Genomic DNA, 25,104 nt, shown 5'->3' on the forward strand with positions numbered 1-25,104 from the left:
GCATATCGGGAGCATATGGAAAAGCGCATACGTCCTCGCAACGCGCGTCCTCCTTCACTGGGAGCATGAACACCCGCACCACTTCTCTCACACCGCGAGCGCGCCGCCGCCGGAGCGCTTCGGTCCTCATCGGCCTCGCGCTGGCCGTGATCGTCGCCTTCGTCGTCCAGCAGTCGCTGTCCGCGGCCTTCGCCGATGCCGAGCTCACCGGTCCGCTGCCCTCTTCCACGCCCCGGCCGAGTGGGCAGAGCGAAGGGTCGGTCATCGCCCCGAGCGAGGCCGACGGGGTGATCCGCGACGGCGACCAGCCGACCGTCTTCGACGTCGATCGGGCCGCCGTGGGCAACCTCGACGCGTCGCTGCTCGCGGCGCTGCAGCGTGCCGCATCGGATGCGGAGGCCGACGGGGTCACGTTCCGGGTGAACAGTGGATGGCGCACCCCCGCGCTGCAGGAACGGATGCTGCAGGACGCGATCGCGCAGTACGGCTCCGAGGCGGAAGCGCGGCGATGGGTGGCGACGCCGGAGACATCGGAGCATGTGACCGGCGACGCCGTCGACCTCGGTCCGCTGCCCGCCTTGGACTGGCTCGTCCAGCGGGGATGGCGCTACGGGCTCTGCCAGATCTACGCCAATGAGTCGTGGCACTACGAGCTGCGCCCGGAGGCGGTCGACCAGGGCTGCCCCGAGATGCTGCCCGACCCCACCGCCGACCCGAGGACGAAGCGATGACCACCCTCCTGCCCGCCCCGCGGGTGACTCTCTCCCGCCTTCATGCCCCGACGCTGCAGACCATCCCGGAGGCCGTCGCCGAGAACGTACGGCGGGTGCGGGCCACGTGCTCCGCGCGCATCATGGCCGTGGTGAAGGCCGACGGCTACGGGCACGGCGCCGTCACGGTCGCCAAGGCCGCGGTCGCCGCCGGCGCCGAATGGCTCGGGGTCACCGATGTCGCCGACGCCGTCGCCCTGCGCGATGCCGGGTTCACCGTGCCGATCCTCTCGTGGCTGAACCCCTCGGGGGCCGATGCGGAGACGGCCGCGGCGCTTCGCATCGACGTCGCGGTCGGCTCTGTGGAGGAGCTGCGCCAGTTGATCGCCGACGCCGTGGATCCGGTCCGCGTGCACCTGCACCTCGATACGGGGATGGCCCGGGGCGGGTGTCCGCTCGACGACTGGGAGGAGCTGTTCCGCACCGCACGCGCCGGGCGGGGCAGGGTCGAGGTGGTGGGTGTGATGGGACATCTGCCTCGCGCCGACGAAGCCGACCCCCGGGCGAACGCGGCGGCCGTGCTGCGCTTTCGGCAGGGCAGGGACGCCGTGCTCCGGGCCGGCTTCGGGCCGGTGCTCGTGCATCTCGCGGCGACGTCCGGCGCGCTCACCGATCCGGGGACGCACTTCGACATGGTGCGCATCGGTGCGGGGCTGGTGGGTATCGACCCCTCCGGGGCGACGACGCTGGCCGGTGCCGCGCGGTGGACCGCCCCGGTCGTGCACAGCGCGCTCGTCCCGGCCGGGACGGCGGTCGGCTACGGGGGCGCGCACATCACGGAACGGGAGACGCACCTGAGCGTCGTGGGCGTCGGATACGCGGACGGGATCCCGCGGGAGCTCGCGGCGGAGGCGGCCGTGGCGATCGACGGGGCGCGGTATCCGGTCGTGGGGAGGGTGTCGATGGATCAGATCGTGATCGATACCGGCGCCGTGCCGGTTCCGCGCGGCGCGGTCGCAACGGTGTTCGGACCCGAGGGGGGCGTCGTGCCGTCGGTGCAGGAGTGGGCGCGGTGGGCGGGCAGCATCCCGCACACCGTCGTCACCGGCATCGGAGCACGAGTGCAGAGGAGTGTGGCATGACCACGAGGGTCCTGGTCATCGGTGGAGGGCAGAACGCCGAGCACGAGGTGTCGTTGGCCTCCGCGGCTGCGGTCGCCGCCGCGCTGCGCATGGGCGATCACGAGGTCACGAGTGCGACGATCGATCGCGAGGGGGTGTGGAGGGCTGACGGCATCCCGACCGGGGTCTCGGCGGCGGAGTCGCTGGCGCTCGCGCTTCCCCTGCTCGCCCGCACCGACGTGGTCTTCCCGGCGGTGCACGGCGCGCTCGGGGAGGATGGCGCGCTCGCGGCCCTGTGCGGACTCGCCGGAGTGCGCGTGGTCGGGTCGGGCCTGCGGGCGGGCGCGATCGGCATGGACAAGTGGACCACCAAGCTGGTCGCGGAAGCAGTGGGCCTCGGTACCGCCCGCGGTCGTCTGGTCGCCGCCGAGGATATCGGGGACGTGGAGTTCGAGGGGGAGGTCGTCGTCAAGCCGGTGTCGGCCGGATCCAGCCACGGCGTGAGTCTGGTGAGCGAGGAGGGTGGGCTGCTCGCGGCGCTGCGGGAGGCGGCGCGCTTCGACCGGCGGATCCTGGTCGAGGAGGTCGTTCGGGCCCGCGAGATCGACGTGGCGGTGCTGCGCGAGAAGGGTGGCATCCGTTGGGCGGCCCCGCCCCTCGAGATCCACGCGACCGGGCTGTTCGACACCGCCACGAAGTACGACGGCAGCGCGCGGTTCACGGTCCCGGCTCAGCTCGACGCGGCCGAGGTGGCGGCGCTCAAGCGGGCGGCGATCGCGGTCTTCGACGCCCTCGGCTGTGACGGGGTCGCGCGGATGGACTTCTTCCTCACCGATCGGGGTCCGCTGCTGAACGAGGTCAACACCATGCCGGGGCTGACGGCCGCCTCGCAGGTGCCGCGGATGTTCGCGGCGGCGGGCGTGACCTACGTCGACCTGGTGGCGCGGCTCGTGCGTGCGGCGTCGTGACCGGCGCGCGTGCGCCGCGGGTCGGTTGGCCGGATGTCGCGAAGGGCATCTGCATCATCCTCGTGGTGCTGTGGCACGTGGTGACGAAGGTCGCGGTCGAGATGCCCGGCGCGGGACCCGTGACAGACGTCTGGGTGATGCTGAACGCGCAGCTGCTCCCGCTGCGGATCCCGCTGTTCTTCCTGGTATCCGGAGTGTTCGCCGCGCGGGCAGTGCTCGACGTGGGCGCACGCTCCTGGCGTCGTCGAGCGGGGCGCCTCGCCCTGCTCTACGTCGTGTGGGTGCTCATCCAGACGTTCGTGCTCGCCCTGACGCCCGACTTCGACACGGCACGGGCGAACGACGGATGGGAATTGCTCGCGCAGCTGACCCTCAGCCCGACGAACCTCTGGTACCTGCTCGCGCTCGCGGTCTACCTGACGATCGGTCGACTCACGCGCGGCCTCCCGACGGCTGTCGTGCTGTCGGTGGCCTTCGTGATCGCGGCGGTCGCCGGTGCCGGGGTCATCCCCGACCTCGGCAACCTCTGGCAGTTGGTGCAGAATCTGTTCTTCTTCCTCCTCGGGCTTCGAGGGCGTGCGGTCGTCGAGCGGTTCGCGCAGAGCGTCGGGGTGTGGCGCACGCTCGCGCTCGCCGCCGTCTACGTCGCGGCGCTGGCGCTCGTGGCAGGCCTGACCCTCCGTCTGCTGCCAGGGGCGTGGCCCGCGCTCGCCCTGATCGCCGTGGCGTGCGGGGTGTCGCTCAGCGTGCTCCTGGACCGGCACCTCGAGGTGGTCGCCCGAGCGCTGCGCTGGATCGGCCGGCGGACCCTGCCCATCTACGTGCTGCACATGATGCCCCTCGCCCTGATCGATGCGGGGCTGGATGCTGCGGACTGGAGGACGACGCCGGTGCTCGAAGCCATCGGCCCTCCCGTGCTGACGGCGTCGGTGATCGCGATCTGTCTGGGAGTACATGCGCTGCTCGTGCGCGGCGGACTCGGCGCGCTGTTCGACCCCCTGCAGGCGATCGACCGCCTGGTGCCGCACCCGCGGCGATGAAGGCCTCGACAATCGGCGGCGGACGGCGGATCCTGGAGTCATGGCGGCCTTCACAGCGGACAACGCGTTCAGCGGATTCAGCGTCGACGACATCGATGCGGCGAAAGAGTTCTACGGCACGACCCTCGGCCTCGACGTCGAGGTCAACGCGATGGGGTTCCTCGACCTGCGGCTGCCGAGCGGCGGGTCGATCCTCGTGTACGCGAAGCCGAACCACACACCGGCGAGCTTCACGATCCTGAACTTCCCGGTGGCGGATGTCGACGCCGCCGTGGACGAGCTCATCGCGCGCGGGGTGCAGACCAAGATCTACAGCGACGAGGAGTTCCCCTCCGATTCGCGCGGCATCGTGCGTGGCAACGGTCAGGGCCCGGACATCGCGTGGTTCCGCGACCCTGCGGGCAACGTGCTCGCCGTCCTGCAGGCCTGACGACCGGACGCCGCTACAGCCGGTCGACTCCGGTCACCGTGACCACGGCCTGACCGGCGTCGTCGGACTCGGCGAGGTCGATCGTCGCGGTGATGCCCCAGTCGTGGTCGCCGGCGGGATCGTCGAGGATCTGCCGCGCGGTCCAGGTGGTCGGCCCTTCGGTGAGGATCAGCAGCTTCGAACTACGGGCGTCCGCGCCGGTCAGGATCTCGTCGTGGTCGGCGAAGTACCCGTCGAGGGCGTCGGACCAGGCGTCGGCTCCGAAACCGGGGTCGAGCTCGGCGAGCCCGTCGACGTCGTCCCGCGCGGCGAGCTGCACACGGCGGAACAGCTCGTTCCGGACCAGGATGCGGAAAGCGCGGATGTTGCTCGTGAGGCGCTTCGGGGCGGGTGGGACGATCGGTTCGTCGGGCGCGTGAGGATCGAAGCGCCCGTTGTCGACGCCCGCGACCAGTTCCTCCCACTCATCGAGCAGGCTCGAGTCGACCTGGCGGACCAACTCGCCCAGCCACTCGATGAGGTCGCGCAGATCCTCATCCTTGAACTCCTCGGGGATGGTCTGCGAGGCCGCACGGTAGGCATCGGAGAGGTAGCGCAGCACCACGCCCTCGGACCGCGCGATCTTGTAGTACGCGACATATTCCCCGAACGACATGGCTCGCTCGTACATGTCGCGCACCACGGACTTGGGGTGCAGTTCGAAGTCGCGGATCCACGGCTGCGCCGCGCTGAACGTCTCGAACGCGGCTGACAGCAGCTCATCGAGCGGCTTCGGGTAGGTGATCTGCTCGAGCAGCTCCATCCGCTCGTCGTACTCGATGCCCTCGGACTTCATCGCGGCGACCGCCTCGCCGCGGGCCAGGAACTCCTGCTGGCTCAGCACGGCGCGCGGATCGTCGAGCGTCGACTCCACGATCGAGATCATGTCGAGAGCGTAGGAGCCGGTGCCCGTGCCCGCGGTCGGGTCGGGGTCCAGCAGCTCGAACGCGGCGAGGGCGAAGGGTGACAGCGGCTGGTTGAGCGCGAAGTTCGGCTGCAGGTCGACCGTGAGCCGGATGTCGCCGTCAGGGGTCTTCTCGACGATGCCCGATTCGCGGAGGGTGCGGTAGATGCCGATGGCCCGGAGCGCCAACTCGCGCTGGCGCTTCCGCGGCTCGTGGTTGTCATATACCAGCGCGCGCATATTGGCGAAGACGTCGCCGCCACGGGCGATCACGTTGAGCATCATCGCGCTCGTGATCTGCATGTGCGAGGTCAGTGTCTCCGGCACCGCGTCGATGAGCTTGCGGAACGACGGCTCACCCCACGACACGAAACCGTCCGGGGCCTTCTTGCGGACGATCTTGCGCTTCTTCTTCGGGTCGTCGCCGGCCTTCTTCACGGCCGCGACGTTCTCGCTCTCGTGCTCGGGGGCCTGCGCGACGACCGTGCCCGCGGTGTCGTAGCCCGCACGGCCCGCGCGGCCGGCGATCTGGTGGAACTCGCGGGCGTTGAGCTGCCGCATCCGGGAGCCGTCGAACTTCGTGAGCGCAGTGAGCAGCACGGTCCGGATCGGGACGTTGATGCCGACGCCGAGCGTGTCGGTGCCGCAGATCACGCGCAGCAGTCCGCGCTGGGCGAGCTGTTCGACCAGGCGGCGGTACTTCGGCAGCATCCCCGCGTGATGCACCCCGATCCCTGCGCGCAGGAAGCGGGAGAGGGTCTTGCCGAACGCGGTCGTGAAACGGAACTGGGCGATCAGCGCCGCGATCTCGTCGCGCTGCTCGCGGGTGGCAACCTTGGTGCTCGACAGCGCCTGGGCCCGCTCCATCGCGGCCGCCTGCGAGAAGTGCACGATGTAGATCGGCGCCTGCCCGGTGCTCAGCAGATCGTCGATCGTCTCGTGGATCGGGGTCGTCTCGTAGAAGAAGTGCAGGGGCACAGGGCGCTCGACGCCGGTGACCGTCGCCGTCTCGCGGCCCGTGCGGCGGGTGAGGTCCGCCGCGAGTTCGGTGACATCGCCGAGGGTCGCCGACATCAGGACGAACTGCGCCTGCGGCAGCTCGAGCAGCGGCACCTGCCACGCCCACCCGCGGTCGGGGTCGGCGTAGAAGTGGAACTCGTCCATCACGACCTGGCCGACGTCGGCATCGGCGCCCTGGCGCAGCGAGAGGTTCGCGAGGATCTCGGCCGTGCAGCAGATGATGGGCGCGTCGGCGTTGACCGCGGAGTCGCCCGTGACCATCCCGACGTTCTCGGCCCCGAACACGTCGACCAGCGCGAAGAACTTCTCGCTCACGAGTGCCTTGATCGGTGCCGTGTAGTAGCTGCGCCGTCCGGCGACCAGTGCGCTGAAGTGCGCGCCGATCGCGACGAGCGACTTCCCGGTGCCGGTGGGGGTGGACAGGATCAGGTTGTTGCCGGAGACGATCTCGATGACCGCCTCGTCCTGCGCGGGATACAGCCGGATGCCGGTCGACTCCGCCCATTCGACGAATGCGAGGTAGACGGCGTCCGGGTCCGCGGCGTCCGGAACGATGGCGGGGTCGAGCCGCGGCGAGGAAGTCATGGTCCCTCGATCATCCCATCCGTTCGTCCCGTCCGTTCGTCCCGCCGCTCTGCCGCCCTGCCGCCCTGCCGCCCTGCCGCCTGTTGTGTAGGAGATCTCGCGATTCGAAGGGCTCGTCCGGGGAATCGCTCCTTCGAATCGCGAGTTCTCCTTCGTAGCGTGGGGTCTCCGTCGCTGCGTGGTGGTCAGACCGTGGTCGCTGCGCGCAGCGCGATGCGGATCATGTCTCCGAAGGTCTGCTCGCGCTCCTGCGCGGTCGTCTGCTCGCCGGTGACGATGTGGTCGCTCACGGTGCAGATCGCGAGGGCACGCCGACCGTAGTACGCCGCGAGCGTGTAGAGACCGGCGGCCTCCATCTCGACGCCGAGGATGCCGTGCCGCACGAAGGGTTCCGTGAGCTCGGGTCGGGTGCTGTAGAACTGGTCGCTCGAGAAGAGCTGCCCCACGTGCACGGTCGACTCGAGGGTCTCGGCCTCACTCGCCTCGACCGCGGCGCGCAGCAGGGAGAAGTCGGCCACGGGCGCGTAGTCGAGTCCGTGGAAGCGCACCCGGTTGATGCCGGAGTCCGTGCTGGCACCGTTGGCGATGATGATGTCGCGGATCCGCACATCCTCGGTCAGCGCTCCGCACGAGCCGACCCGCACGATCGTCTGCACGTCGTAGGAGTCGAACAGTTCGTTCGCATAGATCGCCATCGAGGGCTGACCCATCCCCGAACCCTGGACCGAGACGCGGTGCCCTTCCCAGGTGCCCGTGAAGCCCAGCATTCCGCGCGTCTCGGAGTACAGTTCTGCATCCTCGAGGAACGTCTCGGCGATCCACTTCGCCCGCAGCGGATCGCCGGGGAACAGGACGATGGGGGCGATCTGACCGGGCTCTGCCGCGATGTGGGTGCTCATGACCTCAGCGTATCCAGCGCCCACACGTATCCGTCCGGACGAACGCGGCTCGTGAAGGAGAACTCACGGAATGAAGGAGCGGATCCCGGATGCGGACCTTCAGGCTGTGAGTTCTCCTTCAGGAAGTGAGTTCTCCTTCACAACGGGAGTTCTCCTTCAGGGTGTGGGTTCTCCTTCACGATGTGAGCGCCTCAGCCCTCGCGGCGTCGGACGAGTTCGTCGATCCAGAGTGGGGCGAAGGGCGAGGTGCAGCCCGGGGCGGTCGGGTAGTCGGCGAGGACCTGCAGACGCTCACCGATGTCCCGAGCCCTCGCGCGGTGCTCCGGATGGAAGATGCCGATGTTGGCGAGGGCCTCGTTCATGGCCCACTGCAGCCGTGGCGGTGCATCCTTCAGGTCGCGCTCGATCAGGTCCAGCAGGTGCGGCAGGTCGAGTCCGTCCGCGTCCTTCATCACCCGCACGGTCATGAGCGACCAGGCGGCGGCGGCCACGGTCGGGTCGGCGTCGTCGAACCAGCGCAGCCGCAGTTCCTCGGCCAGCGGTGTCTTCTTGGCGACGTAGTTCACGAACCAGTCGTTGACCTTCGGCGGGCGGGTCTCGCGCAGCATGGCGTCGAGCTCATCGGCGGTGAAGTCGCGCGGGCGGCAGATCAGCAGGGCCAGCAGCCGTGCCGAGGTCTCGCCGGTCGCCCACAGCTCCTGCGCGAGGGGCTGGTCCGTCTTGATCTTCTTGGCCAACGCGCGCATCCGGCTGAGGTTGATCCCGTGGTCGTCGCCGCGCTTCTCGTTGGCGGCGCGCATCTTCGGATCCTCGAGCGCGGCGAGTTCGTCGAGGGCTTCGGCAACGGTGACGTCGGACATGCCTCCAGGGTAAGCGGCTTTCGAATCGCGTGAATGGTCCGAAATCGGCGTCGGATGCAGCACTTTGCGCGATTCGAAAGGCCGACGGGTCAGTCCTCGTCGAGCAGCTCTCCCCTGATCCGGCGCAGATCCTCCATGAGTGAGCCGATCAGGATCCAGTGCTGGGAGGACGGCGGGCGCAGCACGAGCGGGGCGGTGAGCGCGGGGATCGTGGAGGTCAACGTCTCGGGTTCCGGCGACGCCTCGGCGACCTGCACCGCGAGGCGGACGTCGTGGCCGGCCCGCCGCAGCTGCTCGGCGATCGCGACCACGGCCGGCTCCTCGCCGATCGTGTCGTCGTAGTGGTCGAAGTAGGCCCGGGTCATGCCGATCGTCTGGGTCACGATCGGGGACAGCCGCTCGAGGAGCTCCCGCATCTCCCGCAGCTCCGCGCGGTGGGTGGAGCGCCGCGGGTTCAGCGTGAGCGACTCCTCTCCGGCGGCGATCGAGGCGTCTGCAGCGTCCTTCATCGGCCGCAGCAGGCGTACTTCGAGCATCAGTTCCTGCAGCTGTGCGGGCGTCTGCGGTTCCGGGAGCGCGACGGCGAGTCGGTCGAGGCTCGCGGCGAGTTCGCGCCCGAGGAGACTGACATCCCGCAGAGCCGGGGCGACCAGCACGGGAGGGACGATGAGGGCGTTCACCACGATGCCGATGGCCACGCCGATCAGCGTCTCCACGATGCGTGCGAACGCGTACTCAGGACTCGACGAGCCCAGCGCCAGCACCAGCATCGCCGAGATCGCGACCTGGTTGCCCGTTCCCGGTGAGGCCCGGAAGACCCACGCGACCAGCATCGCCACGACGATCGCGAGCAGCACGATCCAGGTCGGCGATCCGAACAGCAGACCCAGGGCGACGGCGATCACGACTCCCGCGATCACCCCGATGCTGCGTTCGAGCGCCTTTGACAGCGACTGGTTCACGCTGGGCTGCACGACCAGGAGGGCGGCGATCGCGGCGAAGACGGGCAGCTGCGCGGGGAAGACCCATCCGGCGATGAGCCACGCGGCGATCGTCGCTGCGGCCGACTTCACGACCTGCAGCAGCGGAGAACGCTGGGAGGCGCGGATCGCGGCGGGGATGCGCATGCCTCCACGGTAGTCGTGCCGCCCTGTGCGCCGGGGAGCGCCGCTGCGGAGGATCGTGTTGCGGCTGGATATCGGGAAGCCTGCAGCAGATGTCAACCCCGTCGCCGAACCTCGCGGTGTGCGGCTGAATGGGATGACGCGAACGAAGAACAGTGAGGAGCATCACATGGTGCAGATCATCGAGACCATGGACGTCGACGTTCCTGTCCGCACGGCATACAACCAGTGGACGCAGTTCGAGAGCTTCCCGAAGTTCCTCCAAGAGGTGGAGTCGATCACGCAGATCGACGACACGCACACGCACTGGAAGGTGAAGGTGGGCGGTGCCGTACGCGAGTTCGACGCCGAGATCACCGAGCAGCATCCCGACGAGCGTGTCGCCTGGAACAGCACGGGTGGCGAGACCGAGCACGCGGGCGCGGTGACTTTCCACAAGCTCACCGACAACTCGACCCGTGTGACGGTGCAGTTGGATTGGGCCCCCGAGGGTCTGCTCGAGAAGGTGGGCTCGCTGGTCGGCGTGGGGGGTCATGCCGTGAAGAAGGACCTCGAGAACTTCAAGGAGTTCATCGAGGGCCGCGAGGTCGAGACCGGCTCGTGGCGCGGTGACGTGGAAGCCTGACCGGAGATCAGATGCAGAGAAGGCCCGACGGTTCCACCGTCGGGCCTTCTCCATGCCGGCGTCTGACGAGGTGGGCCTTGCGAACAGCGGAGATGCGGGGTTACGCTCTGCCTAACTAATAGTCGTTAGGTAAATGATGACCAGAGCAACGATCCTCACGGAGGCCCGCACGATCTTCGCGCGCCAGGGGTACGCCGAGACGAGCCTGCGCGAGATCGCCGAGGCCGTCGGGATCAAGACGCCCTCCCTCTACGCACACTTCCCCAGCAAGGAAGCGCTGTACGCCGAGGTCTACGCCGGGGTCTCGGTCGATCACACCGCGTTCTTCGACGAGCTCCTCCAGCGCAGCTCGGCGTTGGAGCCGCTCGCACGCCTGCACCACATCCTCGGCGGTATCGAGGCGTACTACCGCGACCGACCCGACCTCGCGGAGTTCAGCCTCAGGGCGGCGGTCACCGAGTACGGACCCGCTGGCGAGCAGCTGCGACAGATCTTCCTCGACTCGGAGTCGACCCTCGCGGCTGCCGTGCGCCAGACCTATGACGACGGTGTCGCGGCAGGAACCTTCGCCGCCGGCGACGCCGAGGGCTTCACGGCGCTGGTGTTCGTGGTCATGGACGGCCTCTTCCTCCAGCTCACCCACTACTCGCCTGAGATCTACCGCGAGCGCTTCGATCAAGCCTGGCGACACCTCTCCACGATCCTGTCCCGATGAACCCCGCCGCAGCGATGCGGCTGACACCACCACCCCTCGCCGGCGCGGAGCCACGAACTCCGACCCGGCATCGCACGACCCGGCCGCACAGACAGGCCGCCCCCGACCCGCCCTGCGAGTCGTCCGCATTCCGGGAACCCGAATCCCCGCCGACGGACTCGCAGGGCCACTTCTCAAGGAAAAGATGATGACCACCACCGACTATGAGCACGGTGTCGTGCCGCAGGACCAGCGCAAGAGCTGGCTGTCGATCGCCATCGTGTGGATCGCGATCGGCATCGACCTCTCCGGGGCGTTCCTCGGCGTCTCTCTCGCTTCCGGTATGGCCTTCTGGCCGGCGATCGGTGCCACGATGCTCGGATCCCTCCTGCTCGGACTGCTCGCGATGGCCTGCGCCTACGTCGGCGCCGCCACCGGGCTCTCCACCGCGATGATCTCCCGAGCCGTGTTCGGCCGCATCGGCGGCGCGATCCTCGCCCTGGCGATCGCCGTGAGTCTGGTCGGCTGGTATGCCGTGCAGGCCGGATTCTTCGGTGCGAACGCGCAGATCGCGTTCGCCGAGTTCACCGGCGTCGACGTGCCGGTGCAGGTGTTCACCGCGATCGGCGGCGTGCTGATGGCGATCACCGCGTTCTGGGGGTACCGCTCCATCAACCGACTCAGCACCCTTGCGGTGCCGCTGCTGCTTCTGCTGCTGGTCGTCGGCGTCATCGTCGCATTCACGGTGAACGGGGCGGCGGGTCTCCGGGCTCCGGTCGAGGCGACCTTCACCTTCGGCGGGGCGGTGTCGCTCGTCATGGGCATCTTCATCCTCGGCGTCGTGCTCGCCCCCGACATGGCGCGGTGGGCGAAGACCCCGAAGCAGGCCATGATCGCCGGCTTCGTGGGGTTCTTCTTCGGCAACTCGATCATCCTGGTCGTCGCGATCCTGCTCGCCCGCATCATGGACGGCACCGAGCTGATGGCGATCTTCTTCGCGCTCGGCCTCGGCGGTGTCGCCGTGATCGTGCTGATCCTGGCGCAGTGGACCACGAACACCACCAACCTCTACTCGGCCGGACTCTCGTTCGCGTCGATCAGCGAGCGGCTGAGTCGTCGCACCGTCACGATCGTGCTCGGCGCCATCGGCATCGTCGTCGGCGTGATCGGCGCTGCCGACTACTTCGTGCAGTTCATCCTCGTCATCGGCACGATCATCGCCCCCTACGGCGGTGTGTACCTGGCGTCGTTCTTCACGGGCCGCAAGACGGCGCGCTGGGCGCACGGCGCCACCGTGCCGCTGGTCGACGGCTGGTCGATCGCAGCCTGGGTGGTCGGGATCTTCGTCGCCGTCGCGACGACGAATCCGGCGGACGGCCCGGGCTTCGGCTGGTTCACCCTCACGTCTATCTCGGCTCTCGACGGTCTCCTCGTGGGTTTCGTCGCGTATCTCGTGCTGCTGCCGCTGCGCCGCCGCGTGACGTCGGCGTCGGCCCCCGTCGCGGACGAGGTGAGCGCATGAGCGCTGTCGTCACGACGCCCGTGATCACGGAGGCCGACATCGACGAGATCGCCCTCGGTGCCGCCGTGCTCGGCACCGGAGGGGGTGGCGACCCGCACGTCGGCTCGCTGATCGCCAAGCGCCTCATCCGCCTCCACGGGCCGGTCCCGCTGATCGCCGTCGAAGACCTGAGCGATGACGACTTCGTCATCCCGATCGGAGGGATCGGCGCGCCCTCCGTGAGCGTGGAGCGCATCCAGGCCGAGTCCGAGCTGCTCGCGGCCCTGCACGCGATCGAGCGCGCCGTGGGTCGCAAGGCGACAGCGGTGATGCCGATCGAAGTCGGTGGCGGCAACTCGATGATCCCGATCGCGGCCGCAGCCCTCGCTGACCTCCCGGTGGTCGACGGCGATGCGATGGGTCGGGCGTTCCCCGAAGCGCAGATGGTCACCTTCCACCTGGCCGGCTACGGACCCGGCACGACCGTGCTGGTCGACCATCACGGCAATGAAGTGGTGAGCCGCCCGATCGATGGCGGATGGTCGGAGCGCATCGCTCGGGCGGTCACCGTCGAGATGGGCGGAGGGGCGACCATGATCGACTACGCGTACGGCGGCGACGTCGTGCGCGAGTGCGCGATCCCCGGCACTCTCGGACTCGCTCAGCGCATCGGGCGCATCCTGCGGGGGAGGGATGCTGCCGGACGCGAGCTTCGAGACGACGAGCGCATCGACGCGCTGTGCGCCGACCTCGACGCCGTGCGCCTGTTCGACGGCAAGGTGGCAGACCTGCAGCGTGCCGTGGACGGTGGATTCACGCGCGGCGCGGCCGAGCTGGTCGGTGTCGGCGCCGACCGGGGGAGTGCGTTCCGGCTCGATTTCCAGAACGAGATGCTGCTCGGACGCCGCGATGGCGTGCTCGCGGCCGTGACCCCCGATCTGATCGCCGTGCTCGATCTGGCGACGGGCATGCCGATCACGACGGAGTCCCTCCGGTACGGCGCGCGGGTCGCGGTGGTCGCGATCCCCTGCCACGACAAGTGGCGTACGCCCATCGGTCTGGAGACCGCCGGACCCGCCCACTTCGGGTACGACGTGGAGTGGGTCCCGGTCGAAGACATCGCGCAGCGCTCCGGTGCGCGCACGGCGGACGAGGACGCCGCGTGATGGCCGGCACGTATCGCCTCGGCATCGACGTCGGCGGCACGAACACCGACGCCGTCATCCTCGACGAGCGGCTCGACGTCGTCGCGTCGGTCAAGCGGCCGACCACGGCCGACACCGGCGACGGCGTGGCCGCGGCCATCGACGCGGTGCTCGCGGCCTCCGGCGTCGATGCCGCGCTGATCGGGCACGCCATGCTCGGCACCACCCACTGCACCAACGCGATCGTGGAGCGCCGCGGGCTCGGCCGTGTGGGCATCCTCCGACTCGGTGCACCGGCCACCACCGCGGTTCCTCCGCTGGAGGGGTGGCCGGACGATCTGCGGGCGTCGATCGGTGAGCACGCGCACCTGCTGGCCGGCGGTTTCGAGGTCGACGGCCGAGTGCTCTCCCCGATCGATGAAGATGCCGTGCGCGAGGCCTGTGCACGGATGCGCGGCGAGGTCGACGCGGTCGCCGTCGTGGGAGTGTTCGCCCCGATCGACGAAAGCCAGGAGGAGCGGGTCGCCACCATCGTGACGGAGGAGCTGGGTGTTCCCGTGTCGCGGTCGGCGCGCATCGGCTCGCTCGGACTGCTCGAGCGCGAGAACGCGACCGTGCTGAACGCGGCGCTGATGCAGACACTCCGGCAGATGGCCGCAGGCTTCGTGGCGGCCCTGCGCGAGCGCGGCATCCCCGCCACGCCCTACTTCGGCCAGAACGACGGCACCCTCATGCAGCTCGAGTACGCGCTCGAGTTCCCGGTGCTGACGATCGGGTGCGGACCCACGAACTCCATCCGCGGCGCCGCGCACCTCTCCGGGGCGACGGATGCCCTGGTGGTCGACATCGGTGGCACCACGACCGACATCGGCGTGCTGGTCGACGGGTTCCCCCGCCAATCGGCCCACGCGGTCGAGATCGGCGGCATCCGCACCAACTTCCGCATGCCCGACGTGCTGTCGGTCGGACTCGGCGGCGGCACGATCATCCGCGAGACCGAGGCGGGCACGACGGTCGGCCCCGACAGCGTCGGCTATCGGCTTCCTCAGGAGGGCCTGGCCTTCGGAGGGGACACCCTCACGGCCACCGACATCGCGCTCGCGGTCGGAGGGGCCGGGATCGACGGACTCGAGGCGCCCGCTGTTCCTGAGGCGGTCGGCGCCGCGGCCTGGAGTGCGATGCGCGAGATCCTCGAGGACTCGATCGACCGGATGAAGCCGAACGCCGCACCGGTCCCGGTCATCCTGGTCGGGGGTGGCGGCATCATCGCGCCGACCGAGCTCGACGGCGTCACCGAACTGATCCGCCCCGACCATTTCGGCGCGGCGAACGCGGTGGGCGCGGCCCTCGGCGAGGTCGCCGGGCAGGTCGAGAAGATCTACCGGGTAGACCCGTCCGACCGACGGGCCTCCCGTGCGGACGCCGCCGCAGAGGCGACCGAGCGTGCGCGGCTCGCGGGCGCGGACCCGGCGACGATCGAGGTCGTCGCGGTGGAGGAGCTGCCGGTGGCGTACTCCGACGGCACCGCCGTGCTCATCCGCGCCAGAGCGGTCGGTCGTCTGGCGGCCTGAGACGCTGTCGACGGAACGACCTCGAAAGAGCGGGGGTTCCGTCCGTCATAGGTGCGTGCTTGCATGGGCGCATGGATCAGGACGCGAGGCTGCGCGGCGAGACCACTGCGGTCTGGGCGACCGTGATCTGCTTCGTCGTCGGCACGATCGCGGGCATCCTGATCCTGGGTCCCGCCGCGCGCCCGCTCACGGGTACGGAAGCCCTCGCGATGCCGGCCGCGGTGATCGCGGGGGTGATCGCCGCGGCGGCCTTCCTCACGAGCACGCTGATGCACCGGCGTGGGGAGACGGCGCCCATGCCGCGCTGGCAGGCGGTGGTGTCCGACCTCTCGTCGATCGCCCTGACTGTCGCGTTCGGAGCCGTCACGATGATGGGCGTGCTGCTGACCGCCGAGGTTCTGGCGGCGGGCCTTCAGGGGTTGCAGCTCGCCGCGATCGGGGGTGGGCTCCTGACCGGCGTGGCCTCGGCCGTCGGCGGGCGCTTCGCGTTCGGGGCCGGTATCGGACTGCGCACCGCCGACCTGTCCGCGCTCCTGTTCGGGTTCCTCGTGATCGGCACGCTCTTCGCCATGGTCACGGCGGCCGATCCGCGATGGTGGGAGGAGAATTTCTCGCAGCTGGGCTCCGGGTCGTGGGCTTTCAACGGAACCCTCCTGGTCGCCGGCCTCCTCGTCGCGACCGTGGGGTCGTACATCGGCCGCGACCTGCACCGCCTCCTCGGCGATGCCGCCCTCCCTCGGCTCGCCGTCGTGGTCGGGGCATGGGCGGCGACGGGCGTCGCGCTCGCTGCGGTCGGGCTGCTGCCGCTGCACCGGGTGCCGTTCCCGCACGACATCGCCGCCTTCGCGACTCTCGTGCTGTTCGCCGTGGCGGCGGCGACCACCGTGGCATCGATCCCCGGGCGACCACGCGCTCTGCTGATCACGTCGATCGGGGTGGGCCTCCTCCTCGCGGTCGCGATCGTGCTGTGGATCCCGTTCGGGCTGTACTCGACCACCGCTGTCGAAGCCATCGTCGTCGGGCTCGGACTGCTGTGGATGGCGACCCTCGTGCGCGTCCTCGCGATCCTCGCGCCGGGTACCTCCCGCCCCTCGGCGCGCACCTCCCTGATGCGCCCCCGACACGCGTAGTGCCGGCATCCCTAGACACCGGAATCCGAAAGATAGGGCATCTGCCCGATGTCCAGGTGCCCCCTCAGAGCGGACTCTAGGGATACGCAGAACCATCGAGGAGACCCCATGTACGAGCACCCGTATCTCAGCGAACAGCTGACCCGGCACGACCAGGAGCAGATGGAGCGTGCCGCCGCCCGACGCCTCTTCCTCATCGAGCACGCCGACCAGATCCGGCCGCGTCCGGAGGGAGCCGTCCGACGCATCCTGCGCCGCGCGTTCGGCAGCGCCCGGCGGCGGTCGGCGACGCCACCCACGTCCGCTCGGTGCGACGCTGCGGCAGCTCCCGCGCAGTGAGCGGCGTCCTCGCGAAGCGCGCGTTGCAGGCCGTGCCGAATGTCGGTCCGGGGTGGGACGATGAATCCATGCCCCTTTCCCCGTCGAGCGCTGCGATGGTCGGCCGCGAGGCCGAGCTGACCGAGGTGCGCCGGTCGTTCGCCGGTGTGCGCGACGGCGTGCCTGCGGCCCTGCTCGTCGAGGGAGAAGCCGGGATCGGCAAGTCGCGTCTGCTGCGCGAGTTCGCCGCCGAGATCGAGCAGACGGCCGACGTGCACGTGGGCTGGTGTCTCGACCTCGGTGCCTCGCGCACGCCGTACGGACCGTTGACCGGCATCCTGCGCTCGATCGTCACGCGCATGGGCGTCGACCGGGTGCGCGACTCGGTGGGAGTGGGGGCGGAGGCCCTCGGCATGCTGCTCCCCGAACTCGTCGACACGCCGACCGATCGTGACCGCACCAGTCCCGAGCGGCTGAGAGACGCGATCGCCTCCCTCATCGAGGCGGCGGCCGAGCGCGCTCCTCAGGTGCTCGTGGTCGAAGACCTGCACTGGGCGGATGAGTCGACGCTCGCCATCCTCTCCTTCCTGCTGCGGGCGTTGGGTCGCGGCCGCATCCTGTTGCTCCTCAGCTGCCGCAGCGACGACGTGCGGCGCGGCGATGCGGTGAGTCGGTTCATCGGAGAGGCGACGCGCGCACGGCTGCTCGACCGCGTGACCCTTGCCCGGCTCGACGCCGCCGCCGTCCGCGAGCTGGCGGAGCAGATCACCGGCCGCGCGCTCACCGAGAGCGCGCTCGACCGCATGCAGGAGAGGGCGGAGGGCGTCCCTTTCTTCATCGAGGAGATCGCCGGATGCACGAACGGCCCGCTCCCCGATGGGCTCCGTGACCTGCTGCTCGCCCGCTTCGACAGGCTGAGCGACGATGCGCGACACGTCGTGCAGGTCGTCTCCGGGGCCGAGCGTCCGTTGTCGCACCCGCTCATCACGAGTCTCGTCGGCTTGCCGGAGCAGCGGCTCGATGACGCGATCCGCGAGGCGACCCGCAGCGGAATCCTGGTCGTGGGCGACGACGACTATCGCTTCCGCCACGCGCTGCTGCGCGAGGCCGTGCACGACGACCTGCTCCCCGGTGAACGGGCGCGGCTGCACCGTGCCTACGCCGAGGCGCTCGAGGCGCAGTGCGCGGAGTCGGACACCAGCGATGCCGCCGCGCTCGCCTATCACTGGCAGCTCGCACAAGACGACCGGAAGGCTCTCATCGCCGCCGCCGATGCCATGCGGCAGGCGAAGGCACAGTATGCGTTCGCGAGCGCGGCCCGCTTCGGTGAGCTGGCGCTGGAGCTGTGGCCGCTCGTGCCTGACGCGGCCGACGCAGCGCGCATCGAGCGCCTGGACCTGCTCCTGGTGCTCGGCTCCATCCTGCGCAACGCCGGTGACGGAGACCGGGCCCTCGCCGTCGCGAACGTCGCCCTCGCCGAGGTCGACCCGAAGACGGTCGACCCGCGGCTGCACGCGCGGCTGCTGCGCAACAAGGCGCTGTACCTGGTCAACCTCGGGCGCCTGGGAGCGATACCTCTCCTGCAGCAGGCTCTGGCCCTCGCCGACGAGCGCGTGCATGACGACGTCTTCCGCGCCGAACTCCTCAACCAGCTCGCGAGCAGACGCATGATCGCGGGCGACCGTGAGGAGGCGATCCGACTCGCGGACGAGGCCGAGCGCAGTGCTGCCGGCGCCGAATCCACGGATCAGCTGTCGATCGCCGCGAACGTGCGCGGTGGGTCCCTTGCCCATCTGGGACACATCGAGGAGGGGGTGCGCGAGTACGAGCGTGCACGTGTGCTCGCGACGGGGACGACCGCCGAGATGCGTTACCGCGTGAACTACTCCGACCTGCTCACGTTGCTGGGCCGCTACCGCGAGGCGGTCGAGGTCGCAGAAGAGGGCCTGCAGCGTGCGCGTGAGCTCCGGGTCGAGCGCACCTCGGGGTCGATCATGGCGCAGAACATGGTCGTTCCCCTGCTCGAACTCGGAGAGATCGAACGGGTCGAGGAGATGCTGGCGCGTGACTTCGTGCAGGGGACCCTGCGCGTGTTCCGCATGTACATGAGCATGACGCGCGTGCGGGTGCTGGCCTGGCGCGGAAGATCGGCCGAGGCCGCAGAGCTGTTGCAGGCGTGGCTGCCCGCCTTCGAGGAAACCGGTGGCTCGGAACGTCAGATCTGGTACGACCGGGTCATGATGACGGTCGCGGTCGCCGAGAGCGAGGGCAACCTCCGCGGAGCCCTCGACGCGATCCTCGAGATGCTGCGTGACGGCCGGCCCGCGTTGCTGCACCAGCGTCGGCTGCTGCTGGAGGGCGGGGCGATCATCGCCGAGCTGCGCGCCGAGGGGGCCGATGTCACGGAGGAGTCCGACGCCATCCGCGCCGCCTGGCTCGCGCAACCCGTGCCGCTGCAGAACGATGCGTGGTCGACGATCCTCGATGCCCTCCTCGACCCGCGCGGCGATGCGCTCGACGCCGCCCTGCGCAGCGCCGAGGGAGAAGACGTCCCGGTCATCTTCCGAGCGGTCCTCCGCCTCGAGAGCGCGCGCCTGCGGGTGCACGAGGGGGATCGCGCATCTGCAGCGTCGGTGCTCGGTGAGGCCGCCGCGTTGGCGGAGTCCCTGGGCAATGCGCAGCTCCAGGCGGCGGTCTCGCGGTTCAGCGCCAACGCCGGTCTTCGCGCCCCCGATGCGCCGCTGAGCGACGACCTGCTCACCGCTCGTGAAAGGCAGGTGCTCGAGCTCATCGCCGAGGGCCTGAGCAACCGACAGATCGGCGACCGTCTGTTCATCAGCGTGAAGACGGTGAGCGTCCACGTCTCCGCGGTTCTGCGCAAGCTCGGGGTGAACACGCGCACCGAAGCGGCTCTCGTGCAGAAGAATCCGCCGTTCCGTGCTGCTGCTCAGTCTGCCGTGGTAGCGTGACAAAGCGCGCGTGTCGGATGTTCCGACTCGGCGTAGGCCGTGTAAACGGCTAAGTCAACAGAAAGTAGAAACACATGGCCACTGGCACTGTGAAATGGTTCAACGCGGAAAAGGGCTTCGGCTTCATCGCTCCCGATGACGGCTCGGACGACCTCTTCGCCCACTACTCGGCTATCGCCGGCTCCGGTTTCAAGGAGCTCCGCGAGAACCAGAAGGTCGAATTCGACGCTGAGCGTGGCCCCAAGGGCATGCAGGCGGCGAACATCCGCGCTCTCTGAGCGCGCGCTGACTTCCTGAAGCCGGTCGGATCCTCACGGATCCGGCCGGTTTTTTCGTACCCACGGCGCCTTCGAAATCGCGCGAATGGCTCTATCCGGGCCCAAAGAGACGATCAGTTGCGCCATTCGAAATCCGGAGCGGAGGTGAGGTCACCCTAACCTCCGTGTTAGATTAGGCGAGGCTTACCAATGCCGGGCGCGGTCTGCGCCACACTCCCACCCCGAATCGAAGGGAACGCCTGTGCGCACCTCCCGTCTCCTCGCCCTCGGCGCAGCCGCCGCGCTCGCCGTCGGTCTCTCCGCCTGCGCCTCGTCCGCGCCGGAGTCGACGTCGTCCGCCGGGGGCAACCCCGCCTCCGACGACGCCTTCCCCGTCACGATCGAGCACGTCTACGGCGAGACCACGATCACCGAGAAGCCGGAGCGGGTCGCGACCGTCGCCTGGGCGAACCACGAGGTGCCGCTGGCCCTCGGCATCGTGCCGGTCGGGATGAGCAAGGTCACGTGGGGGGACGACGACGACAACGGCGTGCTGCCGTGGGTCGAGGAGATGCTCGAAGAGATGGGGGCCGAGACACCGGTCCTGTTCGACGAGACCGACGGCATCGACTACGAAGCAGTGGCCGACACCGAGCCCGACGTGATCCTCGCCTCGTACTCCGGCATGACGCAGGAGGAGTACGACACCCTCTCCAAGATCGCGCCGGTCGTCGCCTACCCGGACGTCGCCTGGGGCACCTCGGTGGATGAGATGGTCGAGATGAATTCGAAAGCTCTCGGGCTCGAGGACGAAGGCAAGGCCCTGATCGAAGAGCTGCATGCCGAGTCCGAAGCCGCCCTCGACGAGCACAGCGTCCTGAAGGACAAGAAGGTCCTCTTCGCGTACTTCGACCCGAGCGACCTCAGCACGATCGGCTTCTACACCGCGGCGGACACGCGACCCGGATTCCTGCACAGCCTCGGTCTCCCCTTCCCGTCGATCGTCGAGGAGAACAAGGACACCGAGCTGTTCAACCTCGAGGTGAGCGCCGAGGAGGCGCAGAAGTTCGACGATGTGGATCTGTTCGTGACCTACGGTGACGACTCGACCGTCGCTGCTCTGCAGGCCGATCCGCTGCTGTCGAAGATCCCGGCCATCGCCGAGGGGCGCATCGCGATCCTGCCCAACGCCACGCCGATCGCGGCCTCCGCCAACCCGTCGCCGCTGTCGATCCCGTGGGGACTCGGCGACTACTTCGCGATCCTGGCCGGCCCGCTGGCGTCGTAGTCGTTCGATCCGCTCCCGCGGAATGAGCATTCAGTGACCTCAGCGACCGTCCTCGCGCCGGGTGCCGCAGACCTGCGGCGCCCGGCGCTGGCGCGAACCCTGTGGCTCCTCCTCGGGGTGGTCGTGCTCCTGGTGCTCAGCGTCATGTCGATCGCCTTCGGCGTGCGCGCGGTCTCGTTCGACGACATCGTTGCCGCCCTCGCCGGTCACACCGACACGATCGCCGAGGCCGCGATCGTCAAGCGCATCCCCCGCACGGTCCTCGCGCTCCTCGTCGGCGCGGCACTCGCGCTCTCCGGAGCCACCATGCAGGCGGTCACGCGGAACCCCATCGCCGACCCCGGCATCCTCGGTGTCTCGAACGGCGCCTCGCTCGCCGTGGTGTGCGGCATCGCGTTCTTCGGTCTCGCCGACCCCTACGGGCAGATGACCTTCGCGATCGTGGGCGCCGGTGCCGCCGCCGTCTTCGTGTACACCGTCGGATCCCTCGGGCGCGGAGGCGCGACGCCGCTCAAGCTCGCGCTCGCCGGGGCCGCCACCTCGGCCGCCTTCGCCTCGCTGATCAGCGCGATCATGCTGCCGCGCGTCGACCTGCTGCAGACGTTCCAGTCGTGGCAGATCGGCGGTGTCGGTGGGGCGGAGTGGCCGCGGATCGCGATCACCGCTCCCGTCCTCGCGCTCGGCGCCCTCATCTGCTTCCTGAGCGCGCGCGGCATGAACTCGCTCGCCCTCGGCGACGACATGGCGAAGGGACTCGGCGAACATGTGCTCCGCACCCGCATGATCTCGGCGCTGGGTGCGGTGATCCTCGCGGGTGCCGCGACCGCGATCGCCGGACCCATCGGGTTCGTCGGCCTCGTGATCCCGCACATGTGCCGGCTCCTGGTCGGCACCGACCACCGGTGGCTGCTCCCGTTCTCGGCCATCGCCGGTGCCGCACTCCTGACGGCGAGCGACATCGTCGGTCGCGTGATCGCTCCCTCCTCCGAGGAGATCCAGGTGGGCATCATCACCGCCATCATCGGCGCCCCGTTCTTCATCTGGATCGTCCGTCGGCAGAAGGTGCGTGAGCTGTGACCACGACCGAGCACACGGAACACACCCTCGCCCGCGACGAGGAGTCCGCATCCGCGCGGATCGCCCGGATCGTCGCAGGGCGTCGCTCGCGCCACCGTCGCCACGCGACGGCCACGATCGTCCTCGGAGTCCTGGTCTTCGCCCTCTTCGCGATCGCTCTGATGGTGGGCAACACGTTCTACACACCGGACGAGGTGATCCGCGTGATCCTCGGTGAGAGCGTGCCCGGCGCCTCCTTCACCGTCGGCGACCTGCGACTGCCGCGGGCGGTGCTCGCCGTCCTCACCGGGATCGCGTTCGGCATGGCGGGCGTCTGCTTCCAGACGATGCTGCGCAATCCGCTCGCCTCGCCCGACATCATCGGCATCTCGAACGGTGCCGGCGCCGCGGCCGTGTTCGGCATCATCGTGCTGTCGGTCAACGGCCCGGTCGTCTCCGCGCTCGCGCTCGCCGGCGCGGTGCTCACGGCCCTGGCGATCTATCTGCTCTCGATCAAGGGCGGCTTCGCCGGCACCCGCTTGATCCTGATCGGCATCGGTGTCGCGGCGATGCTGCAGAGCGTCATCTCGTACCTGCTCTCCCGTGCGGCGAACTGGGACATCCAGACCGCGATGCAGTGGCTGACGGGAAGCCTCAACAACGCGTCCTGGGAGCGGGTGCTGCCGATGGCGATCGCCGCGGTGATCATCGTGCCGCTGATGCTGTCGCAGGGTCGCGCGCTGGGGACTCTCCGGCTCGGTGACGACTCCGCTGCCGGACTCGGTGTCCGCGTCGACGCCACACGCCTGCTGCTCATCCTCGGCGCGGTCGCGCTGCTCGCGTTCGCGACCGCGGCCACCGGCCCCATCGCCTTCGTCGCGTTCATGGCGGGACCCATCGCCGCCCGCATCACCGGGCCCGGGGCGAACCTGCTCCTGCCGTCGGCCTTCGTCGGCGCCGTGCTCGTGCTCGCCGGCGACCTGATCGGCCAGTTCGCCTTCGGCACCCGCTATCCCGTCGGCGTCATCACCGGCGTGGTCGGCGCGCCGTACCTGATCTATCTGCTCATCCGCACCAACCGCTCTGGGGGTTCGCTATGACCGTCTCGCACAGCCTGTCGGCCGAGGGGGTGACGCTCGCGTACGGCGACCGCACCGTCATCGACGGCCTCGACCTGCAGATCGCTCCCGGACGCATCACCGCGATCGTGGGCGCGAACGGTTGCGGCAAGTCGACGCTGCTGCGCTCGCTGGCCCGCCTGCTCTCGCCGACCGAGGGGCAGATCGTGCTCGACGGCGCCTCGGTGCACTCCCGTCCGACCAAGGAGGTCGCGCGGATCCTCGGTCTGCTGCCGCAATCCCCCATCGCGCCCGAGGGGATCGCGGTCGCCGACCTGGTCGGCCGAGGGCGACACCCGCACCAGAAGATGCTCGCGCGGTGGAGCGCGCACGATTACGAGGTCGTGGCGGACGCGCTCGATGCGACCGGCATCTCCGATCTCGCCGACCGCAGCGTGGACGAGCTCTCGGGCGGACAGCGGCAGCGCGTCTGGATCGCGATGGCTCTCGCGCAGGAGACGGACATCCTGCTGCTCGACGAGCCGACCACGTTCCTGGACGTCGCGCACCAGGTCGAGGTGCTGGACCTGCTGACCGACCTGAGCGTGTCACGCGGCACGACCATCGTCATGGTGCTGCACGACCTCAACCTCGCCGCCCGCTACGCCGACGAACTGGTCGCCATGAAGGACGGCAGGGTGCATGCAGCGGGAGCCCCGCAGGAGGTCGTCACCGCCGACCTCGTCGAAGAGGTCTTCGGCCTCGCCAATCAGATCACCATCGACCCGGTCTCCGGTACGCCGATGGTCACACCCATCGGGAGGCATCATGTCCGCTGAGACGACCACGACCGAGCGTCCGACCTACATCCTCACCCGCGCCGAGGTGCGCGCCGTGGTCCGGGTCTCGCCCTCGTTCGTGCGGGTGACCTTCGGCGGGGACGACCTGTTCGAGTTCGGGACTCCGGGCGAGGTGTTCGACAGCCGCATCAAGCTGGTCTTCCCGCCGGCATCCGGGATGCTGCCCGAGCTCGACCGCGCATCGGACAACTGGTGGCAGGCGTTCCTGGCGGTGCCGGAAGAGGAGCGCGGCTCGATGCGCACCTACTCCGTGCGGGACCTCCGGGTCGACGACGAGACCGGGACCGAGGTCGACGTCGACTTCGTGCTGCACCTCGAGCCGGGTCTGACCGGCCCCGCGTCGCTGTGGGCGGACCAGGCCGCGGTCGGGCAGGAGCTGTACCTCGTCGGACCGCGTCGCGGCCTCGGCGTCGATACGCACGGCGGCGCCGAGTTCCACCCCGGACGCGCTCCTTCGGTCGTGCTCGCGGGGGATGAGACGGCGGCCCCGGCGATCGCCCGCATCCTGGAGGACGCGCCTCGCGGGCTGCGCGGTGTCGCCTTCATCGAGGTGCCGACTCCGGCCGACGTGCTGCGCATCGATGCGCCGACCGGTGTCGAGGTGCACTGGCTGCCACGCGACGCCGGTGAGCCGCACGGCCTGCACCTGATCCCTGCGGTCCTCGGCTACCTCGGCGACGCCGACGCCTCGGACGAGATCCGCGTGAAGGACATCGACGGCGAGGACCTGCTGTGGGAGACGCCGGCGTACTCCGGCCTCGGTGAGGAGATCGCCGCCGCCGATGCCCCGGCTGAGCGCTACTTCTGGATCGCGGGGGAGAGCGGCGTGGTCACCACCCTGCGCCGACACCTCGTGAAGGACCTCGGCATCGACCGCGGGCAGGTGGCCTTCATGGGCTACTGGCGCCGCGGTGTCGCGATGCGGGGCTGAC

General features: G+C 69.6%; 23 protein-coding genes. 19 read left to right on the plus strand and 4 right to left on the minus strand.

Translation table 11 applies throughout. The features are described from left to right. Positions 1 to 65: 65 nt before the first annotated feature. From LRQ07_RS01420 to LRQ07_RS01440, 5 genes are read left to right on the plus strand one after another with little or no spacing between them, the layout of a single operon-like run. A complete protein-coding gene (locus tag LRQ07_RS01420; protein WP_256535620.1) occupies positions 66 to 731 on the plus strand; it encodes a M15 family metallopeptidase in 666 nt (221 codons plus the stop codon). Continuing rightward, positions 728 to 1,852 (plus strand): alanine racemase, encoded by a 1,125-nt coding sequence (alr, locus tag LRQ07_RS01425; protein ID WP_256535621.1) that lies wholly within the window; start codon positions 728 to 730, stop codon positions 1,850 to 1,852. Before LRQ07_RS01420 ends, alr begins: the two co-directional genes overlap by 4 nt. Then, a complete protein-coding gene (locus LRQ07_RS01430) occupies positions 1,849 to 2,799 on the plus strand; it encodes a D-alanine--D-alanine ligase (protein ID WP_131492006.1) in 951 nt (316 codons plus the stop codon). Before alr ends, LRQ07_RS01430 begins: the two co-directional genes overlap by 4 nt. Beyond that, on the plus strand, positions 2,796 to 3,839 hold the full coding sequence (locus tag LRQ07_RS01435; RefSeq protein ID WP_256535622.1) for an acyltransferase family protein: 1,044 nt from the start codon (positions 2,796 to 2,798) through the stop codon (positions 3,837 to 3,839). The genes LRQ07_RS01430 and LRQ07_RS01435 overlap by 4 nt, the downstream gene beginning before the upstream one ends. Positions 3,840 to 3,879: 40 nt before the next feature. Next, positions 3,880 to 4,269, plus strand: a complete 390-nt coding sequence (locus LRQ07_RS01440; RefSeq protein ID WP_232762815.1) for a VOC family protein — start codon at positions 3,880 to 3,882, stop codon at positions 4,267 to 4,269. Positions 4,270 to 4,282: 13 nt separating this feature from the next. Here the strand turns inward: LRQ07_RS01440 and LRQ07_RS01445 are convergent, their stop codons facing one another. The 4 genes from LRQ07_RS01445 to LRQ07_RS01460 form a co-directional block, all read right to left on the minus strand. Beyond that, complete coding sequence (locus LRQ07_RS01445) at positions 4,283 to 6,817, minus strand: DEAD/DEAH box helicase (RefSeq protein ID WP_248539507.1); 2,535 nt, start codon at positions 6,815 to 6,817, stop codon at positions 4,283 to 4,285. Positions 6,818 to 7,002: 185 nt separating this feature from the next. Continuing rightward, the gene (gene deoD, locus LRQ07_RS01450) at positions 7,003 to 7,716 is read right to left on the minus strand and encodes a purine-nucleoside phosphorylase (RefSeq protein ID WP_131492010.1); all 714 of its coding nucleotides are present in this window, start codon (positions 7,714 to 7,716) and stop codon (positions 7,003 to 7,005) included. Positions 7,717 to 7,907: 191 nt separating this feature from the next. Further along, a complete protein-coding gene (locus tag LRQ07_RS01455; protein ID WP_256535623.1) occupies positions 7,908 to 8,576 on the minus strand; it encodes a DNA alkylation repair protein in 669 nt (222 codons plus the stop codon). An 89-nt stretch (positions 8,577 to 8,665) separates the two neighbouring features. Then, the gene (locus tag LRQ07_RS01460) at positions 8,666 to 9,703 is read right to left on the minus strand and encodes an FUSC family protein (protein WP_047523288.1); all 1,038 of its coding nucleotides are present in this window, start codon (positions 9,701 to 9,703) and stop codon (positions 8,666 to 8,668) included. Positions 9,704 to 9,869: 166 nt separating this feature from the next. On the opposite strand from LRQ07_RS01460, the gene LRQ07_RS01465 reads away from it, so the two are divergent. The 14 genes from LRQ07_RS01465 (at position 9,870) to LRQ07_RS01530 (ending at position 25,103) form a co-directional block, all read left to right on the plus strand. Next, positions 9,870 to 10,325, plus strand: a complete 456-nt coding sequence (locus LRQ07_RS01465) for an SRPBCC family protein (protein WP_256535624.1) — start codon at positions 9,870 to 9,872, stop codon at positions 10,323 to 10,325. Positions 10,326 to 10,461: 136 nt separating this feature from the next. After that, entirely contained in the window at positions 10,462 to 11,040 is a 579-nt protein-coding gene (locus LRQ07_RS01470; protein ID WP_256535625.1) for a TetR/AcrR family transcriptional regulator, read from the plus strand. 187 nt (positions 11,041 to 11,227) lie between these two features. Further along, positions 11,228 to 12,541 carry a cytosine permease gene (locus LRQ07_RS01475; protein ID WP_232762809.1) on the plus strand — a complete coding sequence of 438 codons (1,314 nt, stop codon included), beginning with the start codon at positions 11,228 to 11,230 and terminating at the stop codon, positions 12,539 to 12,541. Further along, entirely contained in the window at positions 12,538 to 13,686 is a 1,149-nt protein-coding gene (locus LRQ07_RS01480) for a DUF917 domain-containing protein (protein WP_256535626.1), read from the plus strand. Before LRQ07_RS01475 ends, LRQ07_RS01480 begins: the two co-directional genes overlap by 4 nt. After that, positions 13,686 to 15,236, plus strand: coding sequence for a hydantoinase/oxoprolinase family protein (locus tag LRQ07_RS01485; RefSeq protein WP_256535627.1), 1,551 nt, complete (start codon positions 13,686 to 13,688; stop codon positions 15,234 to 15,236). Before LRQ07_RS01480 ends, LRQ07_RS01485 begins: the two co-directional genes overlap by 1 nt. A 71-nt stretch (positions 15,237 to 15,307) precedes the next feature. Further along, positions 15,308 to 16,366 (plus strand): DUF998 domain-containing protein, encoded by a 1,059-nt coding sequence (locus LRQ07_RS01490; RefSeq protein ID WP_256535628.1) that lies wholly within the window; start codon positions 15,308 to 15,310, stop codon positions 16,364 to 16,366. Between the two features lie 108 nt (positions 16,367 to 16,474). Further along, complete coding sequence (locus LRQ07_RS01495; protein ID WP_232762805.1) at positions 16,475 to 16,705, plus strand: hypothetical protein; 231 nt, start codon at positions 16,475 to 16,477, stop codon at positions 16,703 to 16,705. Positions 16,706 to 16,773: 68 nt separating this feature from the next. Continuing rightward, a complete protein-coding gene (locus LRQ07_RS01500; protein WP_256535629.1) occupies positions 16,774 to 19,653 on the plus strand; it encodes a helix-turn-helix transcriptional regulator in 2,880 nt (959 codons plus the stop codon). A gap of 74 nt (positions 19,654 to 19,727) precedes the next feature. Beyond that, positions 19,728 to 19,931 carry a cold-shock protein gene (locus tag LRQ07_RS01505; protein WP_017831237.1) on the plus strand — a complete coding sequence of 68 codons (204 nt, stop codon included), beginning with the start codon at positions 19,728 to 19,730 and terminating at the stop codon, positions 19,929 to 19,931. Between the two features lie 241 nt (positions 19,932 to 20,172). Next, positions 20,173 to 21,198 (plus strand): iron-siderophore ABC transporter substrate-binding protein, encoded by a 1,026-nt coding sequence (locus LRQ07_RS01510; protein ID WP_256535630.1) that lies wholly within the window; start codon positions 20,173 to 20,175, stop codon positions 21,196 to 21,198. Between the two features lie 33 nt (positions 21,199 to 21,231). Further along, positions 21,232 to 22,275, plus strand: coding sequence for a FecCD family ABC transporter permease (locus LRQ07_RS01515; RefSeq protein ID WP_256535631.1), 1,044 nt, complete (start codon positions 21,232 to 21,234; stop codon positions 22,273 to 22,275). Further along, positions 22,272 to 23,354, plus strand: coding sequence for a FecCD family ABC transporter permease (locus LRQ07_RS01520; RefSeq protein WP_052193652.1), 1,083 nt, complete (start codon positions 22,272 to 22,274; stop codon positions 23,352 to 23,354). The genes LRQ07_RS01515 and LRQ07_RS01520 overlap by 4 nt, the downstream gene beginning before the upstream one ends. Further along, entirely contained in the window at positions 23,351 to 24,151 is an 801-nt protein-coding gene (locus LRQ07_RS01525; protein ID WP_131492015.1) for an ABC transporter ATP-binding protein, read from the plus strand. Before LRQ07_RS01520 ends, LRQ07_RS01525 begins: the two co-directional genes overlap by 4 nt. Further along, the gene (locus tag LRQ07_RS01530; protein ID WP_256535632.1) at positions 24,141 to 25,103 is read left to right on the plus strand and encodes a siderophore-interacting protein; all 963 of its coding nucleotides are present in this window, start codon (positions 24,141 to 24,143) and stop codon (positions 25,101 to 25,103) included. Before LRQ07_RS01525 ends, LRQ07_RS01530 begins: the two co-directional genes overlap by 11 nt. Position 25,104: the final 1 nt, after the last annotated feature.

This window comes from Microbacterium sp. J1-1 (genome assembly GCF_024498615.1).
Lineage (GTDB): Bacteria > Actinomycetota > Actinomycetes > Actinomycetales > Microbacteriaceae > Microbacterium > Microbacterium aurugineum.

Excerpts from the sequence above, each read along its gene's own strand:
- LRQ07_RS01420 (WP_256535620.1), top strand. The coding sequence starts at position 66 with ATGAACACCCGCACCACTTCTCTCACACCGCGAGCGCGCCGCCGCCGG.
- alr (WP_256535621.1), top strand. The coding sequence starts at position 728 with ATGACCACCCTCCTGCCCGCCCCGCGGGTGACTCTCTCCCGCCTTCAT.
- LRQ07_RS01430 (WP_131492006.1), top strand. The coding sequence starts at position 1,849 with ATGACCACGAGGGTCCTGGTCATCGGTGGAGGGCAGAACGCCGAGCAC.
- LRQ07_RS01440 (WP_232762815.1), top strand. The coding sequence starts at position 3,880 with ATGGCGGCCTTCACAGCGGACAACGCGTTCAGCGGATTCAGCGTCGAC.
- LRQ07_RS01445 (WP_248539507.1), bottom strand. The coding sequence starts at position 6,817 with ATGACTTCCTCGCCGCGGCTCGACCCCGCCATCGTTCCGGACGCCGCG.
- deoD (WP_131492010.1), bottom strand. The coding sequence starts at position 7,716 with ATGAGCACCCACATCGCGGCAGAGCCCGGTCAGATCGCCCCCATCGTC.
- LRQ07_RS01455 (WP_256535623.1), bottom strand. The coding sequence starts at position 8,576 with ATGTCCGACGTCACCGTTGCCGAAGCCCTCGACGAACTCGCCGCGCTC.
- LRQ07_RS01460 (WP_047523288.1), bottom strand. The coding sequence starts at position 9,703 with ATGCGCATCCCCGCCGCGATCCGCGCCTCCCAGCGTTCTCCGCTGCTG.
- LRQ07_RS01465 (WP_256535624.1), top strand. The coding sequence starts at position 9,870 with ATGGTGCAGATCATCGAGACCATGGACGTCGACGTTCCTGTCCGCACG.
- LRQ07_RS01470 (WP_256535625.1), top strand. The coding sequence starts at position 10,462 with ATGACCAGAGCAACGATCCTCACGGAGGCCCGCACGATCTTCGCGCGC.
- LRQ07_RS01475 (WP_232762809.1), top strand. The coding sequence starts at position 11,228 with ATGACCACCACCGACTATGAGCACGGTGTCGTGCCGCAGGACCAGCGC.
- LRQ07_RS01480 (WP_256535626.1), top strand. The coding sequence starts at position 12,538 with ATGAGCGCTGTCGTCACGACGCCCGTGATCACGGAGGCCGACATCGAC.
- LRQ07_RS01485 (WP_256535627.1), top strand. The coding sequence starts at position 13,686 with ATGGCCGGCACGTATCGCCTCGGCATCGACGTCGGCGGCACGAACACC.
- LRQ07_RS01490 (WP_256535628.1), top strand. The coding sequence starts at position 15,308 with ATGGATCAGGACGCGAGGCTGCGCGGCGAGACCACTGCGGTCTGGGCG.
- LRQ07_RS01495 (WP_232762805.1), top strand. The coding sequence starts at position 16,475 with ATGTACGAGCACCCGTATCTCAGCGAACAGCTGACCCGGCACGACCAG.
- LRQ07_RS01500 (WP_256535629.1), top strand. The coding sequence starts at position 16,774 with ATGCCCCTTTCCCCGTCGAGCGCTGCGATGGTCGGCCGCGAGGCCGAG.
- LRQ07_RS01505 (WP_017831237.1), top strand. The coding sequence starts at position 19,728 with ATGGCCACTGGCACTGTGAAATGGTTCAACGCGGAAAAGGGCTTCGGC.
- LRQ07_RS01525 (WP_131492015.1), top strand. The coding sequence starts at position 23,351 with ATGACCGTCTCGCACAGCCTGTCGGCCGAGGGGGTGACGCTCGCGTAC.
- LRQ07_RS01530 (WP_256535632.1), top strand. The coding sequence starts at position 24,141 with ATGTCCGCTGAGACGACCACGACCGAGCGTCCGACCTACATCCTCACC.